Annotated in this window: 15 protein-coding genes and 1 tRNA gene; 11 read left to right on the top strand and 5 right to left on the bottom strand. The window is 66.8% G+C overall.

Annotated elements, in window-relative coordinates:
- The first annotated feature begins 76 nt into the window (after positions 1-76).
- A complete protein-coding gene (locus ATJ93_RS08545; protein ID WP_120244249.1) occupies positions 77-2,368 on the top strand; it encodes a hypothetical protein in 2,292 nt (763 codons plus the stop codon).
- 86 nt (positions 2,369-2,454) lie between these two features.
- Positions 2,455-3,792 (top strand): hydroxymethylglutaryl-CoA synthase, encoded by a 1,338-nt coding sequence (hmgB, locus tag ATJ93_RS08540; protein ID WP_120244248.1) that lies wholly within the window; start codon positions 2,455-2,457, stop codon positions 3,790-3,792.
- A 1-nt stretch (position 3,793) separates the two neighbouring features.
- On the opposite strand, the gene ATJ93_RS08535 is transcribed toward hmgB, so the two are convergent.
- The gene (locus ATJ93_RS08535) at positions 3,794-4,153 is read right to left on the bottom strand and encodes a DUF7344 domain-containing protein (protein WP_120244247.1); all 360 of its coding nucleotides are present in this window, start codon (positions 4,151-4,153) and stop codon (positions 3,794-3,796) included.
- 324 nt (positions 4,154-4,477) lie between these two features.
- Between ATJ93_RS08535 and ATJ93_RS08530 the strand changes: the two genes are divergently transcribed.
- The 3 genes from ATJ93_RS08530 (at position 4,478) to ATJ93_RS08520 (ending at position 9,307) form a co-directional block, all read left to right on the top strand.
- Entirely contained in the window at positions 4,478-5,314 is an 837-nt protein-coding gene (locus tag ATJ93_RS08530; protein WP_120244246.1) for a sulfite exporter TauE/SafE family protein, read from the top strand.
- Between the two features lie 36 nt (positions 5,315-5,350).
- On the top strand, positions 5,351-7,882 hold the full coding sequence (locus ATJ93_RS08525) for a heavy metal translocating P-type ATPase (RefSeq protein WP_120244245.1): 2,532 nt from the start codon (positions 5,351-5,353) through the stop codon (positions 7,880-7,882).
- Between the two features lie 102 nt (positions 7,883-7,984).
- Positions 7,985-9,307: an AI-2E family transporter gene (locus tag ATJ93_RS08520; RefSeq protein ID WP_120244244.1), complete on the top strand. Its 1,323-nt coding sequence runs from the start codon at positions 7,985-7,987 to the stop codon at positions 9,305-9,307.
- A gap of 15 nt (positions 9,308-9,322) precedes the next feature.
- On the opposite strand, the gene ATJ93_RS08515 is transcribed toward ATJ93_RS08520, so the two are convergent.
- Entirely contained in the window at positions 9,323-10,042 is a 720-nt protein-coding gene (locus ATJ93_RS08515) for a DUF2270 domain-containing protein (protein WP_120244243.1), read from the bottom strand.
- Positions 10,043-10,230: 188 nt separating this feature from the next.
- Between ATJ93_RS08515 and gcvPA the strand changes: the two genes are divergently transcribed.
- A complete protein-coding gene (gene gcvPA, locus ATJ93_RS08510) occupies positions 10,231-11,577 on the top strand; it encodes an aminomethyl-transferring glycine dehydrogenase subunit GcvPA (RefSeq protein WP_120244242.1) in 1,347 nt (448 codons plus the stop codon).
- Entirely contained in the window at positions 11,574-13,109 is a 1,536-nt protein-coding gene (gcvPB, locus tag ATJ93_RS08505) for an aminomethyl-transferring glycine dehydrogenase subunit GcvPB (RefSeq protein ID WP_170155547.1), read from the top strand. The genes gcvPA and gcvPB overlap by 4 nt, the downstream gene beginning before the upstream one ends.
- A 156-nt stretch (positions 13,110-13,265) precedes the next feature.
- Here the strand turns inward: gcvPB and ATJ93_RS23610 are convergent, their stop codons facing one another.
- Entirely contained in the window at positions 13,266-13,439 is a 174-nt protein-coding gene (locus ATJ93_RS23610; protein WP_170155546.1) for a DUF7838 family putative zinc beta-ribbon protein, read from the bottom strand.
- Positions 13,440-13,571: 132 nt separating this feature from the next.
- Here ATJ93_RS23610 and ATJ93_RS08500 point away from each other — a divergent pair, with 132 nt between their 5' ends.
- A complete protein-coding gene (locus tag ATJ93_RS08500) occupies positions 13,572-14,105 on the top strand; it encodes a cob(I)yrinic acid a,c-diamide adenosyltransferase (RefSeq protein ID WP_120244241.1) in 534 nt (177 codons plus the stop codon).
- A 23-nt stretch (positions 14,106-14,128) separates the two neighbouring features.
- On the opposite strand, the gene ATJ93_RS08495 is transcribed toward ATJ93_RS08500, so the two are convergent.
- Both ATJ93_RS08495 and ATJ93_RS08490 read right to left on the bottom strand, forming a co-directional pair.
- Positions 14,129-14,437 (bottom strand): DUF7344 domain-containing protein, encoded by a 309-nt coding sequence (locus tag ATJ93_RS08495; protein WP_120244240.1) that lies wholly within the window; start codon positions 14,435-14,437, stop codon positions 14,129-14,131.
- Positions 14,438-14,500: 63 nt separating this feature from the next.
- Complete coding sequence (locus ATJ93_RS08490; protein ID WP_245977535.1) at positions 14,501-15,169, bottom strand: helix-turn-helix domain-containing protein; 669 nt, start codon at positions 15,167-15,169, stop codon at positions 14,501-14,503.
- 187 nt (positions 15,170-15,356) lie between these two features.
- Here ATJ93_RS08490 and ATJ93_RS08485 point away from each other — a divergent pair, with 187 nt between their 5' ends.
- The 3 genes from ATJ93_RS08485 to ATJ93_RS08475 all read left to right on the top strand — a co-directional run bounded on the left by ATJ93_RS08485 (position 15,357) and on the right by ATJ93_RS08475 (position 16,836).
- Positions 15,357-15,647, top strand: coding sequence for a DUF7553 family protein (locus ATJ93_RS08485; RefSeq protein ID WP_120244238.1), 291 nt, complete (start codon positions 15,357-15,359; stop codon positions 15,645-15,647).
- Positions 15,648-15,674: 27 nt separating this feature from the next.
- Positions 15,675-15,749: transfer RNA gene (locus ATJ93_RS08480), tRNA-Val, on the top strand.
- Between the two features lie 283 nt (positions 15,750-16,032).
- Positions 16,033-16,836 carry a hypothetical protein gene (locus tag ATJ93_RS08475; RefSeq protein ID WP_120244237.1) on the top strand — a complete coding sequence of 268 codons (804 nt, stop codon included), beginning with the start codon at positions 16,033-16,035 and terminating at the stop codon, positions 16,834-16,836.
- The last annotated feature ends 13 nt before the right edge of the window (positions 16,837-16,849 follow it).

Raw genomic sequence — 16,849 nt, 5'->3', positions numbered from 1 at the left:
TCCGCGCGTTCGGCGGTCGATATTCTCACTCTGGAGCCAACAAGCGTATACGTAGTTACGACTATCGTGTTCGATAATGCGTCGTGGGGACGGGATCGGAGGCGAGGACGGGTACGGGTACGACCGCGCTGTGACGGTCCAGATCGGCGCGATCTTACTGCTCGCGATTCTGTTTTCGGCGCTCGCGCTCTACCAGCTCAACGTCGTCCCCGCGGAGAACGAAGCGATCGAGTTCGACCACAGCCAGCAGGTCCAGAACGAACTACAGGAGCTCCGGAACGCGATTCGAAACGTCGGTTCGGCCGACGGGTTCCGCGCGACGTCGATCTCGCTGGGCGCGCAGTATCCCACCCGCACGATGACGGTCAATCCGTCCGATCCCCAGGGAACGCTCGAGACGACGGGTGAGCGGCCGTTCAGCATCGCGAACGCGTCGCTGGAAGGGGATTACTATCGGACGACAGGGGACGGGAGCAGCGAACCCGTCGACGACTCGGAGATCGTCGCGACCCACAACACGACGACGATCGCCTACGAACCGGACTACAACGAGTACGAGAACGCGCCGACGACGAGACTCGAGCACTCGCTGGCGTTCAACGATTTCGGCGAGCGATCGGTGCCGCTGCGGGGCGTCGAGCAGCGTCTCGTTTCCAACGATACGCTGACGGTCGCGCTGCTCGAGGGCGACCTCTCCGAGTCGACGTCGGGAGCGGTGACGGTCGACGCCGAAACGATCAGCGGGCCGTCGGACCCGATCGAACTCGCGGCCGACGGCGGGAACATTACCGTCTCGATTCCGACCGACCACCCGGAGCGGTGGAACGAGACGCTCGGCTCGGCGTCGGCCAGCGGGAGCAGGTCCGGATTCGACGTCGGCGAGACGGGCGTCCGCGTCGTCGGCTACGATCGCGGCGCCGACGCGCTGACGATCGAGTTCCGCGAGGACACGGTGTCGCTGCGGATCGCTCGAGTCGGCGTCGGCGAGTACGACGCGAGCGGGTCGACGTTCGATATCCGGCGGGCCGACGGCGGGGACGGCGGCGACGGGACCGGCAGCGACCGAGCGGCGTACCTGACCGAGTGGGACGAGACGACCCGGTCAGTGACGGTCGGGCCGGGTTCGACGAGCGAATCGCTCACGATGCGGGCGACGGACGACGTCACGGGTGCTCCCGTCGAACGGGCGGGGGTCTCGTACGCGATCACCGATCCCGACGACGTCGTCGCGTCGTTCGACGAACGCGGCCGAACGAACGCGAGCGGACGGAACCGAACGATCCTCGAGTTCGACCCCGATGCCGTCCCGAGCGACGGGACGACGGTCACGGCCTATACGGCGAGCGGCGGCACTGGAGATCGGCTCGCGCTCGAGGTGTCGCGATCGGAATCCGGCGGCGGCGGTGGCGGTGACGGCGGTTCCGACGGAATCGCGTGGTCGATCACGGACGATACCGCGTGGAACACGGTTCAGTACGACGTCTCATACGAGGTGACGACGGCGGACTCGACGACGTTCGACCGCGTCGAGGTCGAATTCGCGAACCGAGATAGCGGGACGACCGCGGTTCGCGAGGGGACTGAGCCGCGCGGGACTGTCACGTACAGCGAGGGCGGCGCGGAGGGGGACACGTACGAGATCACGATCACGGCGTACGACGACGCCGGTGAGGTGATCGACCGGAAGACGACGACGGACACCGCCGACGGCTCTAACCCCGACGGGAACGACGATCTCTCGTCGCCCTCGGAGCCCCAGTTAACCGGGAGCCGCGTCGACGACTGGAGCCAGCCCAACGACAACTCCGCCCGGTACTTCGTCTCCTACGACGTCGCGAACCGCGACTCGTTCGATCGAGTCGAGGTGCGGTTCAGAAACCGCGACAGCGGCGCGATCACGACCGAAACCGCGACCAGCCCCCGCAGTCGCGTCGAGTTCTCCGGGAACCGGATCGACGCCCCGTTCGAGATCGAACTCCGCGTCTACGATACCGACGGCGTCGTCGTCGACCGGCGGACGATCGAGGACACGGCCGACGGGACCAACCCCAGCGGGAACGACGATCTGGCGACCGAGACGAGTCCGCAGTTCGAGTCCGTCGCGATCACGGATACCGGAAACAACGGCCAATCCCGATACGACGTCGACTACCGAGTCGACGACGGGACGAACCTCGAGGCGGTCTGGGTCGAATTCCGTAACCTCGACAACGCGTGGGCGACGGAAATCGACGAACAGTCGGCTGCGGACGGCGAGTTCGAACACAGGCCGGGCGGCGGAACCGGCGGCGACGACTACGAGATCACGCTCCTCGTCTTCGGCGACGATGGGGCAGTCGTCGATCGCTGGTACGAGCCGAATCCGTAATCGACGGCTGTTCGCCCCGATTGATTTCGTCAATCGACGAAATGACGAACGACAATACCATATAGCTCCTCCGATATTGTGTTGGTATGACTGCAGTCGGTATCGACGCGATCGAGATCTGGACCGGGAACCTCAAACTCGACCTTCCCGGTACCTTCGCCCCGCAGAAGGGCGAGGATCCCGAGAAGTACACCAAGGGACTGGGCCTCAACGCCAGTTCCTTCCCCGACAGCTACGAGGACATCGTCACGATGGGCGCCAACGCCGCCCACCGGCTGATGGACCGCAAGGGCCTCGAGCCGGACGATATCGGCCGTATCGACGTCGCGACCGAGAGCTCGTTCGACAACTCGAAGCCGGTTTCGACGTACGTCGCAGGCTGCCTCGAGCAGGTCTACGACGGCGATTTCCACCACGCGAACAAGGGCGAGCGGAAGTTCGCCTGTATCGCGGGTACGCAGAGTCTCGACGACGCGTACAACTGGATCCGGGCGGGCCGCAACCGCGGCCGCTCGGCGCTGGTCATCGCGACCGACACGGCGCTGTACGCCCGCGGGGACGCCGGCGAGGCAACGCAGGGTGCCGGGGCCGTCGCGATGTTGATCAGCGAGGACCCCGACCTCGTGGAACTCTCGGCCGAGCAGGGGTACGGCTCGGCCGACGAGACGGACTTCCTCAAGCCCAACCAGCAGTTCCCCTCCGTCGACGGCAAGCGCTCCGTGCAGGTCTACCTCGCCCGCATGCGCGAGGCCTTGGAGGACTACGAGAGCGTCGCCGGCGACGTCCACCTCGACGACTTCGCGTACGCGCCGTTCCACACGCCGTTCCCCGGCATGGTCCGGAAAGCCGCGCTGCTGGCGTACCGGCACGTCATCCGGAACACGTCCGTCGAGGACGAACTGGCCGACGATATCGGCCGCCAGCCTCGCGCCGAGGCGTTCGATACCGACGACGAGTACCGCGACGCCCTGCGGGACTACATGGACTCGCTGAAGGAGACCGATCGCTATCAGGAGTGGTACGCCGAGGCGATCGACCCGACGCTGTCGATCTCTCGCGAGGTCGGCAACTGGTACACCGGCTCGGTCCACATCGCCCGCGTCAGCGCGCTCAAGGAAGCCCTCGAGGACGGCCGCGACATGGCCGGCGAACGGCTGCTCGTGGGCTCCTACGGCAGCGGCGCGCAGGCCGAGATCCACGCTGAGATCGTTCAAGACGGCTGGGAAGAAGAGATCGACGCGCTGAACGTCGACGAGCAACTCGCCGAGCGCTACGACATGGATTGGGCGGACTACGAGGAGATCCACGACGCCCACAACCACGAGATGGACGTCGACGTCGAGGAGTTCACGACGCCGAGCGAGGAGTTCGTCTTCGACGGCTGGGGTCGGATGGGCGAGCGGAAGTACCGGTACGTCGAGTAAGTTACCGACGCCGCGCCGGATGCTCGAGGAGATCGTCCGGCGGCCAACTGTCTAGCTCGTCGGCGGCGTCGAACAGTTGCGCCGTCGCGTCGCTCTCCGCCAGCGAGATCTCGTTTTCGGCTCGATCGACGTCGATGATCCCTCGCTCTTGGAGCCGCGGCAGATGGCTGTGAATCAATCGAATACGCGCCCGTTCGACCTTATCCTCGTCGATTTGCTGGGGCGGGGTTCGATGCCGGCGCGCAGCTACCTGGCGAGAAATCGCCCCGATACGGGTCGGATCCTCCGCTTCGACCAGCTCGTGGAGCACCAGCTGTCGATCGGCGCTGGCGAGAATACGAAATGCCTCCATCCGATCCATCACGCGTAGACCACAGTGGCTACGGCTAAAAACGGCACCGACTAATCCTATCGGTATCGCGAGCGCGTTGCGCCGCCCGTCTTCCCGAACGTGTTCGCCGTCGTGCGATTTTTCGACGCGCCAGCGCGGTCGGGGCGTCGGCCGCGCGCCTCGAGAGACGAAACCGATTACCCCGTCGGGCGACTAGCGCGACTACTACGGCCGAGCGTTCGAGGCGCGAACCCGAACGTCGAATTAGCCGGCCCGGCTACTCGAGACTACCCACGTCGGTTGCGATCGGACTCGGACGCGATCGCGATCCGACGACCACGACCACGATCACACATGGACCCCTTCACACTCCTCGGCGTCGACGTCCTGCTGTTTCTCGTCATCGGGCTACTGGGCGGTGCGCACTGTATCGGGATGTGCGGCCCGCTCGTGACGGTCTACGCGAGTCGGATGGACGGCGCCGCGACCGACGGCGGCCGGACTGGGACTCGCTCGCGCAGCAGCGGCCGCGAGAGCCACCTCACGACCTACGAGGTGCGCCAGCACGCACTGTTCAACATCGGCCGGACAGCCAGCTACACGCTGCTGGGCGCGCTGTTCGGCGCGCTCGGAAGCCTCCTGTTCGTGACGACCGACGCGTTAACGCCCGTCCTCGAGACCGTCCGCGGGGGCGTCGGACTCGTCATCGGCGGGTTCGTCATCGCCACCGGCGTGTACTACCTGCTCGGGCGCACGACCGGCGGCATCCAGCTTCCGGGCCTCGAGCGCGTCGTCTCGCGGCTCACCGCCCACGTCGATCGGCTCGCGAACGGCCCCGGGATCGTCGGGTTGGGCGCGCTGCACGGCCTGTTGCCCTGTCCGATCCTCTACCCGGCGTTCCTGTACGCGTTCGCGACGGGGTCGCCGGCCGGCGGCGCGCTCGCGCTGGCCGCGCTCGGGATCGGGACGATTCCGGCCGTCTTCGCCTACGGGACGGTCATCGACGCCGTCGACGTCGAACACCGCCGGCGGGTCCATCGGCTGCTCGGGGTCGCCTTCATCGTTCTGGGCTACGTGCTGCTGGCCCACGGGCTGATGAGCCTCGGGATCCACGTTCCCCACCCCAGCTTGCCGTTCTACGACGGGCTCGAGACCGCCGGCGCCGGCATGGGCGGCGGACACAACCACTGATCGGACTATGAACGCACGAACCGGAGGAACTGGACGATGACGGACGCAACGGTCGACGAACGGCAGTGTACGCTCTGTAACCTCCCCGTCGAGGGGAGCGACGTCACCGACGACGAAGGGAATCGCTTCTGCTGCGTCGGCTGTCGGGACGTCTACGACGCGCTCGGCGACGTCGAGGATATCGACGCCGAAGACGTCCGCAGCGCACGTGACGGCGAAGCCGACGACGCGGACGCGGGCCGAGCGGTTCCCGACGGCCACGAGGCCACCTACCTCGAGGTCGACGGGATGCACTGCGCGACCTGCGAGGCCTTCATCGAGTCGGTCGCGACCGAGACGGAGGGCGTCAGCGGCGCGAGCGCGAGCTACGTGACGGATACGGTGCGGATCGACCACGACCCGGAGACGGCGACCCAGGAAGACCTCGCGGACGCCATCAGCGGCCTCGGCTACAGCGCCTACGACCGCGACGACGCCTTCAGCCGCCGGCAGGCGGACAACTGGGAGATGGCCCGCGTCGGCGTCGGCGTCCTCATGGGGATGATGGTGATGCTCCAGTACGTCGTCATCATCTACCCCACCTACTTCGGCGCCTGGTTCTACGACGAGCGGACGATGCAGTTCTTCCGAGAGACGCTGGCGAGCGACCTCGCGACGCCCTTCTACCTGATGATCGCCGCGCTGACGACGATCATCCTCGGGGTCACCGGCAAGCCGATCCTGCAGGGGGCCTACGTCAGCGCCAAGACCCGGTCGCCGAACATGGACCTGCTCGTCGCCATCGCGGCCGTCAGCGCCTACCTCTACAGCACGCTCTCGATCGCCGTCGGCGGCGAGCACATCTACTACGACGTCACCGTCGCGATCATCGTCATCGTCTCGGTGGGCAACTACTACGAGTCGACGATCAAGCGCGAGGCCACCGAGCGGCTCTCGGACCTGACGAGCGTTCAGGTCGACTCGGCGCGCCGCGTTAGCGAGGACGGAAGTCACGAGGACGTCGCGCTCGAGGACCTCGCAGCGGGCGACCGCGTGCTGGTCCGGGCCGGCGAGCGGATCCCCGTCGACGGCGCGGTCGTCGACGGCGAGGCCGCGGTCGACGAGGCGGTCGTCACCGGCGAATCGCTGCCCGTAACGAAAACGGACGGCGACCCCGTCGTCGGCGGTTCGATGGTCGCCGACGGCGCGGTCACCATCGAGGTCGGCGAGGACGCGACCAGCAGCCTCGATCGGATCACCGAACTCGTCTGGGACCTCCAGAGCGGCACCCACGGCATCCAGAAGCTCGCGGACAAGCTGGCGACGATCTTCGTCCCGGTCGTGCTCGCGCTCGCAGTCGTCGTGACGGCCGCCCGTCTCGTCCTCGGCGCGCCGGTCGAGGACGCGCTGCTGGACGGACTAACCGTGCTGATCGTCTCCTGTCCCTGCGCGCTCGGGCTCGCGACGCCGCTGGCCGTCGCCGCCGGCATCCGCGACGCCTTAGAGCGCTCGATCGTCGTCTTCGACGACAGCGTCTTCGAGCGCATCCGCACTGCCGACACCGTCGTCTTCGACAAGACGGGGACGCTGACGACCGGCGACATGACCGTCGTCGAAGCGGATACCGACGTCGACGGCGACCTGCTCGAGAAAGCGGCGATCCTCGAGGGCCGGTCCGCACACCCCGTCGGACAGGCGATCACGGCGGTGGCCGGGACCGGGGCCTCGAGCGACGACGATGCCGAGAGCGGGACCGGAACCGGCGCCGTCGCGGACGGCGGGGCGGTCGAGCCGGCAGGGACCGAGATCGATGCGGACGTGGACGGCGAACCGGACGAACCCGGCGACGACCGCCTCGAGTCCTTCGAGAGCTACCGCAACGGCGTCGCGGGCGTCGTCGACGGCGAGGAGATCGTCGTCGGCCACCCGGACCTGTTCCGGGATCGCGGCTGGGCGGTTCCCGACGCAGTCGCCGAGCGGGTCGAGGCCCACCGCGAGACCGGCCGCGTGCCGGTCGCCGTCGGCCGCGAGGGGACCGCCGAGGGCGTCATCGTCGTCGGCGACGAACTCCGCGAGGAGTGGGGCGAAACGGTGACGGCGATCTCGGAGGGCGGCGCCGAGGTCGTCGTCCTGACCGGCGACGACGCGAAGGCCGCGGATCGGTTCCGCGATCACGAGGCCGTCGATCGGGTGTTCGCTGGAGTCCCACCGGAGGGAAAGGCCGAAACGGTCGAGCGACTCAAGGGAACCGGCCGGACGGTGATGATCGGCGACGGGACCAACGACGCGCCGGCGCTGGCGGCCGCCGACCTGGGCATCGCGCTCGGCGGCGGGACCGCGATGGCCGCCGACGCCGCCGACGTCGCGCTGGTCGACGACGACCTCTCGTCGGTCGACACCGTCTTCGACCTCGCCCGCGCGACCGACCGCCGCGTGAAGGGCAACATCGGCTGGGCGTTCTGTTACAACGCCGTCGCGATTCCGCTGGCAGTGACCGGGCTGCTCAACCCGCTGTTCGCGGCCGTCGCGATGGGCACCAGCAGCCTGCTGGTCGTCACCAACTCCTCGCGGTCGCTGCTCGAGGACTGACGCCGGTCGGTTCCGTGGCTCGGTTCTGCGCCGGGCCGAGCAGACATTCAGTATCCGAAATATTTCAGTGGCCTAATACCATGTGGCTTCGTACCGGTGGGTATGGCTGCGTCCGACCCCGATCCCGATCCTGACCCGCCCTCCGATGCTGCCACGGCGGCCGGATCCGACTCGTGGTTCACCGATCGAACCGGACTGACCGTCCTCGCCGTCGTGAGTGCGCTCCTCGGCCTGCTCGTCGTCCTCCCCTACCTCCAGTACGTGTTGCTCGGGGTCGTGCTCGCGTACATTCTCATGCCCGCCCAGCGGCGACTCGAGGCCTACGTCCGGTCGATGACCGCGGCGCTCGTCCTCGTCGCCGTCGCGATCCTCACGATCATCTTACCGCTGTCGTACGTCCTCGCGGTCGCGCTTCGTGAGGCGCTTAACATTTTGGACGCCGTCGAAGGTGGCGATCTCAACGTCGGGGCGATCGAATCCCGCCTCGAGTCCAACGGATACGCGGTCGATCTCACCGAGATGTATCAGGCCTACCAGGAACCGATCGAGACGGGGCTGCAGGGACTCGCCACCAGCGGCATCGAACTCGTCAGCGGCGTACCCGGCCTGCTGATCGGGTTAACCGTGACCGTGTTCGTCCTCTTTGCCCTGCTCCGTGACGGGGATGCACTCGTCGGGTGGTTCCACCGCGTTCTGCCGATCGAAGACGACATTCTGGACGAACTGCAGGTGGAGATCGACCAGCTCATGTGGGCCTCCGTCGTCGGTAACGTCGCCGTCGCGGGTATTCAGGCGGTGATGATGGGGATCGGGCTGGCGATCCTCGACGTCCCCGCCGTCGTCTTCCTGACGGTCGCAACGTTCGTCCTCGCCCTGCTGCCGCTGGTCGGCGCGTTCGGCGTCTGGGTCCCCGTCTCCGTCTACCTGATCGCGGTGGGGGAGTTCGTCCCCGCCGCCGCCCTCGTCGCGTACGGCTCGCTGGTCAGCGCCTCGGACACGTACCTGCGACCGGCACTGATCGGGCGGACGAGCGCCTTCAACTCCGCGATCATCGTCGTCGGAATCTTCGGCGGCATCGTCGTCTTCGGCGGCGTCGGCCTGTTCATCGGCCCCGTCGTGCTCGGCGGCGCGAAGATTACGCTCGACGTGTTCGCCCGCGAACGGACCGGTGACGGGACGCTCGAGACCGAGCGGCCGGACCGGGCAGCCGACCCGGCCGTCGATACGTCCGACGCCGGTGTCAGTACGGGCCTCGATCCGGAGACCGATGCGAGCGACGCGGGTGCGAACGACGAGCACGTCGACGGCGCTGACGACGGTGACGACAGCAGTGATGCCGACGAGCGCGACGAGACTGCGGCGGACGATCGAACCGACGGCGAAACGGGTGCTGACACGGAGACTGACGATCGGTCGGAACCGTAACGCGCGACTCGAGAGCTACTCGTCCGAATCGTTCTTCCAATCCCCCGGCTCCTCGCCGTAGATCTCTCCTTTCGCTCGCCGCGGCGTCGGCCAGAGCGCGAGGACGACGACGGCCACGTAGAACGCGCCGAGGGCCGCGGCCACGTAGTAGCCGTGGACGCCCGGCAGTTCGGCCGCCTCCGTCCACTGCTGTTCCGGCGTGAACAGGGAGATCTTGAAGATCCAGGCGACGCCGACGACGGAGAAGAGCAGCCCGTAGACGCGCTTGATGCGACGCGTGAGCGCCTCTCGAGTCGAGACCTTGAACGTCGGATTCCGGAGGTCGTCGCTCAACTCCTCGCGCCAGTAGGGGTGTTCGACGCCGACCGGCTCTAAGGCGTTCGCGAACACGTTTTCCTGAACGAACCGCACTCGCGCCCGCCAGTGGTCGTAGAAGCGGTAGCGCCGGACCTCGTAGAACAGGAAGATACAGAGGACGAACAGGCCGATCAGCAGGAGAAAGGCCGGCATGTCCGGACTCGAGAAGACGAGCGAGAGGAGGGCGGCCAGCAGGGCGATCGCCCAGTCGGTCGTCCGGTCGATGCGATCCTGCGCGCTGTTGGCCTGACTGACCTCGCCGCGGTAGAAGTGCGGGAGGATGTTCAGCAGGGAGTCGGAATCGGCCGCGGCGTCCGCACCGACCTCCTGGTCGTCGCGGTCGAGCGGCGTCTCGGGATCGTCGCGATCGGGTGGCATTCGGGCTCCGGACACGGCCGGTCGGCCTAATGATTCGCGCGGCGACTGCAGGCAACTGCCTTCCTGTGACAGGGGGACACCCCCGCGAAAAAGCGTGCGTTCATTATCCCCAAGGCGTTATCACTGGATATCGTGTTCGGGACCGGCTGTCACGCGACAGGCGCACAACGAGCGGATCGGTGATACGCATGCACGGAAACGAAACACACGCAGGGAGCCCCTACGCTCCCCACACGGACGAGGACCGGGCGGCGATGCTCGAGGCGGTCGACGCCGAGACCGTCGAGGAACTGTTCGACATTCCGGGAGCCGTCCGGTTCGACGACGAGTTCGGTATCGACGCGCGAACGGAGCGAGAAACCAGGCGGCTCGTACGCTCCATCCTGGGTCGCAACGACGACCTGACGGAGCTGCTCGGCCGGGGCCACTACGGCTACTACGTGCCGTCGCTGGTCGACCACCTCGCGGATCGCTCGGAGTTTCTCACGTCCTACACGCAGTACCAACCCGAGGTGTCCCAGGGGTTCTTGCAGGCCCTGTTCGAGTACCAGTCGCTTCTGGTCGAGTTGACCGGCCTCGAGATCGCCAACTGCTCGATGTACGACGCGGCGACCGCGCTCGGCGAGGCGGCGACGCTGGCCGACCGCGTCCGCGACGCGACGGGCTACCGGGTGCTCGTCCCTGAAGCAGACCTCCTGCGCGAGGAACGGCGGAGCACCCTCGAGAACTACGTCGCGGGCACCGATCTCGAGGTCGAATCCTATCCGACCGCGGACGGCAACGTCGACCTCGCGGCGCTCGAGGACGCCGTCGACGAGGAAGTCGTCATGATCTACGCGGAGAACCCGACGGTACGAGGGACGATCGAGGAGCACCTCGCGGCGATCGGCGACCTCGCGGACGCCAACGACGCGCTGTTCACGCTCGGCTCCGACCCGGTCGCGCTGTCGCTGCTCGAGCGCCCCGCGGACGTCGGCGCCGACGTCGTCGTCGGCGACGCGAGCGTGCTCGGCCTGCCGACCAGCTACGGGATGGGGCTGGGCCTGTTCGCGACCCGCGAGGACTACCTCCGGCAGGTCCCCGGCCGCCTCGTCGGCGCGAGCGAGGACGCGACCGACCGCCGGGCGTTCACGCTCACGCTGCAGACCCGCGAGCAGCACATCCGCCGGGAGCGAGCCACGAGCAACATCTGTACGAATCAGGCCTGGGTCGCCCTGCGGACGGCGATCCACGCCGCCGCGCTCGGGCCGACCGGCATGGTCGAACTCGCGAACCGAGGCGTACGCCGCGCCGAGACCCTCGCCGAGCGCGTCGACGACATCGTCGGCGTCAAGGCGCCGGTTCACGACCGCCACCACCTCCGGGAGTTCGTCGCCCGGGTCGACCAGCCCGCGCGAGCGATCGCCGACGACCTCGAGCGCCGCGGATTCGCGGTGCACGTCGTCGGCGAGCACGAGATTCAGCTCTGCGTCGCGGGCGTGCCCGACGAGCGGTTGGATGCGTTCGCCGAGGCGCTCGAGGGGGTGGTTCGATGACGGACGATAGCGGACGCGACTCGATGGAAGACGACGACGCGCAAGTTCGATACGATCAAGCCCGCTACGTCGAGGACGGCCAGTACGAGCCGTTGCTGTCGGAGAAAGACCTGACTCGAGTCGACATCGGCGACGGTGGCGACGGAATCGCCCCTGACGACGCCGAATCCGTCGACTCGCCGCTCCCCGACGACCTCACCCGCGACTCGCTCGAGTTACCCGAACTCTCGGAACCCGAACTGGCTCGCCACTACACGCGGCTCTCCCAGATGATCTACGGGATCGACAGCGGCCCCTATCCGCTCGGCTCGTGTACGATGAAGTACAACCCCAAGTTCACCGAGGACGTGGCCGCCCTGCCGCCGGCGTCGGTCCACCCCGACCGCTCCGAACGATCCGTCCAGGGCACCCTCGAGGTCATGTACCGGCTGCAGGACTACCTCGGCCGGATCGGCGGCATGGACGCCGTCACGCTCCAGCCGCCCGCCGGCGCGGCCGGCGAGTTCGTCGGCATCCGCGTCGCCGCGGCCTACCACGAGCACAACGGCGAGGGCCACCGCGACGAGGTCATCATCCCCGAGAGCGCCCACGGGACCAACTTCGCCAGCGCCGCGCTGGGCGGCTACGACGTCGTTTCCCTGCCCAGCGACGAGGACGGCCGGGTCGACCTCGAGGCCCTCGAGTCGGCCCTCTCGGAGAACACGGCGGCGCTAATGCTGACGAATCCGAACACGCTAGGGCTGTTCGAGCGCGATATAGACGAAATCGCCGAGATGGTCCACGACGTCGGCGGCTTACTCTACTACGACGGGGCGAACCTGAACGCCCTCCTGGGGCGGGCGCGACCGGGCGACATGGGCTTCGACGTGATGCACTACAACGTCCACAAGACGTTCGCGACGCCCCACGGCGGCGGCGGGCCCGGTGCGGGCCCGGTCGGCGTCGTCGACGAGTTGGCGCCGTTCCTGCCCGCTCCGCGAGTTCGCGAAGGCGACCAGCGGACGAAATCCGGGGAACCCACGTACGAACTGTTCGAGCCCGAGCACACGATCGGCAAGGTCCACGGCTTCCACGGCAACTGGCTCGTGCTCGTCAAGGCCTTCGCCTACATCGCGCGGCTGGGCGATGAGGGGCTGGCGGACGCCAGCGCCAAAGCCGTACTCAACGCGAACTACCTCGCGAGTCGACTCGAGTACGACGTCCCCTACGAACCGTTCCACCACGAGTTCGTCGCCAGTGCGGGCGACCAGGACGCGGCCGACGTGGCCAAACGGATGCTCGACTACGGCGTCCACCCGCCGACGACCAAGTGGCCCGAGATCGTCCCCGAGGCGCTGATGACCGAACCGACCGAAGTCGAGAGTAAGGATACGTTGGACCGGTTGGCGGCGGCGTTCAACGCGGTCGCGGCCGAGGATTCGGAGACGCTCGCGAACGCACCCGAACGGACGACGGCACGCCGGATCGACCAGACCAGCGCAGCCCGGAACCCGCGGCTGTCGTGGCAGGCGCTCGAGGAGGACGAGTCGTAGCGCCGTTATCGTCGGGTTTCGGCTCGTCGCGTCGCGGTTAGCTCTCCGGACGTTCGGTACTCTCAGCCCGATTCTCCGGACGCTCGACTCGAGCGGGAGACGGAACTGGGACGGGTAAAGAGAAGGGACGAAACAGGGTTCGGCTGATCGTCGAGCTTACGCTTCGGCGGCGCTCGAGTCGACGGCGCCGTCGATCTTGACGAACCCGTAGTCGCAGTCCGGGCAGTGCCACTTGATCTTCTCCCCGAGGTGCAGGGTCGTACTCGCGGCGCGGTAGAACGTCTTCTCCTCCCCGCAGTTGGGACAGTCGTGGTCGAGTTCCATCGTCATACGCGGGGGTTGTGTTCCGAGTGTGTTTAACGTACTGATTGCGCCCTCGAGTGCGAGAGCATTCGGAGCGACGAGCGATTCTCGGCCCCGTTCCCGACAGGGATTAAGTGATCGACGGCCGTCGAGTCGGATATGTCGATCTACACCGGTCGCGGCGACGACGGGAAGACGGACCTGCGCAACATGACTCGCGTGTCGAAGTCGAGCCCGCGCATCGAGGCCTACGGCACCGTCGACGAACTCAACGCGCTCATCGGGACGATTCGGCCGACCGGCCACGACGACGTCGACGAGCGACTCCAGACCGTCCAGAATCACCTCCACGTCGTCCAGGCCGACTTCGCGAATCCCGACCCGGACGAGGACGACCCCGCCGTCCGGGCCGATCACGTCGAGACCATCGAGGACTGGATCGACGAGTACGACGAGGAACTCGAGCCGCTGACATCCTTCGTACTCCCGACCGGTAGCGACTCCGGCGCGCGGCTCCACCACGCCCGGACGGTCTGTCGGCGGGCCGAACGTCGAGCCGTCGACCTCGCGACGGCTGAGGAGATCAACGAACAAGCCGTCCAGTACCTCAACCGGCTCTCGGACGGCCTATTCACGTTCGCTCGCGTCGTCAACAAGCGCGACGGGGAGCCGGAAGAGGCACCCGAGTACTGACTGGCGACGGTAGCGAGCGGCGCCTACGTGCAGGTCGCTTCCGCGGTCGTCTCGAGAATCGTCTTCGCAACCGGAAGGTTTCCAGCCGGTTCGATGCGGTCTGCCCCCCGTGCGTAGTCGATGATACCCGCGTCAGCGAGCAACGGCAGATGAACGTGGTGGAGTTCGATCTCGAGCGTCCGACGAGAGCACTGCGACCGTTCGCACAGCGTCGCGCAGACGTCGGCAAGTTCGACCGTCCCGTCTCGGTCGGCGAGATACGCGCACAGTCGTCGACGGTGGCCGTCAGCGAGCGCTTCGAACAGCAAATCGTGGTGCGTTGATCGGGACATCCGGTTTAATTTCCAGCAGCTACCACCGTGAGTAATCGACCTTGTAACTCAGGCTTTGAAGTGCTACCTGCCGAGCAGCGACTCGACCAGCGACGAGACGGCGCGCCGCAGTCGCTCCGAGACCGACTGCGCGCTAATGCCGAGTTCGGCGCCGAGCTCTTCCTGTGAAATCCGGCGCGGTATCTCGAAGTAGCCCAGTTCGTAGGCCGACACGAGGGCGTCGCGCTGCGACGGCGACAGGTACAACTCGAGGCCGTCGCCGTCGGATTGATCGAGGGAGAGCGACTGCAGCGCGAACGAACAGCCCCGCGTGCCGTACGCCTCCCGGTACTCGAGTAGGGTTTCCCGATCGGGAACGCGCATACGGATTCGCCAGCCATCGGTCGTGCCGGTCGCCTCGAGGAGGACGACGTCGTCGATCGCCCAGCGAGGAAACGTCGATTTGGCCCGCCCCTCGGCGGTGAAATCGACGCGGTAGAGGGTCGCGGAGTCGGTACGGTCGATGCGACGAGCGTTAGTCACCGTCGGATCGGCCTCGAGCGTCGATTCGAACGCAGCGGGGTCGACACCGGCCATCCGGAAGAACAGCCGTACCGTTCCGTCAGCGGTCAGATACTGCGCCTCGTGCGTGAGACTGACATCGGGAAACGCGCTTAACGTCTGCTGGAGGACCGCCGCCTCGACGACGAACTCGGCGACCAACACCCCTAATCGGTTAATGTACTTATTCATAAGTGAATGTTCGTTCACAAGTGCTACTAACGGCCCTAACACGTTCGCTTAGGTCCTCCAATCGCGCTCGATCGGTCGCCATCTCACGGTTTTAGATGACGAAACGACTCCTCGCGAATCGGCCGGCCGTTTTCTGTTGCCTACGAAAGGACTATATCCCCGCTGCGCCTTTCTATGGTGAACGACGATGAACAAACACTTCCACGACAGCCGGTACTACCTCACTCGCGCCGCCGAACACGCCCGCCTCGGCATCGCCGAAACTCTCGCTCCCGTCAGCAACCGAGTTCGTGACCGCCTCGGCCGTTCGGGGTCCGAGCCCGAATCAGAGCCGGATCGCCTCGAGACGGTTCGCGAGGAAGTCGCGGGCCTCGAGCGGAAAGTCGAAGGCCAAGCTCGCGAGGCGATCGGGAGCGCTCGAGAGCGGGTGACGGCGTACCGCGGTGAGGCGTCGGCGACCGACGAAAGGAAGCCTTAAGTCGCACGCACCGATACGTCAGCCTGCGGGTTGGTGATCTAGTCCGGTTATGATACCTCCTTCACACGGAGGAAGCCGGCGGTTCAAATCCGCCCCAACCCACTACTTCTGCCGCGAGCAAATTCGCGAGCGGCAGCGTCGTGATGTTGGGAGGATTTGAATCAGGGAGTGAAGCGAACGGCGTGAGCGAAACGACCGTGGTTCAAATCCGCCCTACCCTTACTCGTTACAAAGAACACTACTCGAGCCCGCCGAATACGCCTCCCTTACGGTCAACTCGAAGCCAGGCAGTCGAGATAACGACAGGCACAGCCGAAGTGAGACACCGCGAAACCGACGGTAATGCGGCTCTTTACATTGGGCCAAGAGGACGTCTCTCGAGGTGATGACGCCGCCGGAACGGTCACTCAGAGCCCATCTCACCCGTACCGAATCGCTGAACGCCGTCTACGAGGGGACCCTGATCGAGGAAACCGGGCGGGCGGAGGTCACGATCGGGGTTACGGACCGGCGACTGCTCGGCCGTTCCGCGGACGGCGAGTTCCTCGACGTGAAACAGGAGTATATCACCTCGATCCGGAGCCACCTGCACTCGAGTCCCACCTTTCGCGGCGTCGACGACCGACTCGTCGCGGGGGTCGGCGCCATCCTCGCGGTCATCGCCGTCATCGCACTCGTCCTGACCGTGCTTCGACTGCCCGCGGCGGAGGGCATGGCCACGGTCGGGCTCGCGGTCGCAACCGTCGCCGGGGGCAGCGCAGCTGAACTCGCTCGTCGGCGCTACGTGCGCGTCCGCGAGGCGCTCGGCCGACTCGAGCGCGATCGCGGTTTCGATTTCGATCTGGGATCCGACCGAGACCGGCTGGTGCTGGGTGGACTCGGCGGCGGCCTGCTCGCGGCGGTGTCGTTCCTGTGGTTGCTCGCCGCCACCGGACCTCTTGCGGGGCTGCTAGTACTCGCCACGGTGGGCGGACTCGCGCTCGCCGAGTACGGGGTTCGGCTCGAGACCGAGTACGAGGGCATCGAGTTCGCTACCGAGCGGGAGAAGCGCGTCGAGATCACCACCGTCGACGGTCGAACCGTCGAACTCCGAACGGAGCCGGATGCGTCCCTCGAGCGTGAACTCGGCTGCCGTTCGACCCGGCACCACTACGATTCGATCGAGAGCGTGCAGTACGACGCACCGTAAGGTAGTCGGTCGA

The organism is Halopiger aswanensis (assembly GCF_003610195.1).
GTDB lineage: Archaea > Halobacteriota > Halobacteria > Halobacteriales > Natrialbaceae > Halopiger > Halopiger aswanensis.
This window is presented reverse-complemented; position numbering and strand designations above follow the sequence as displayed.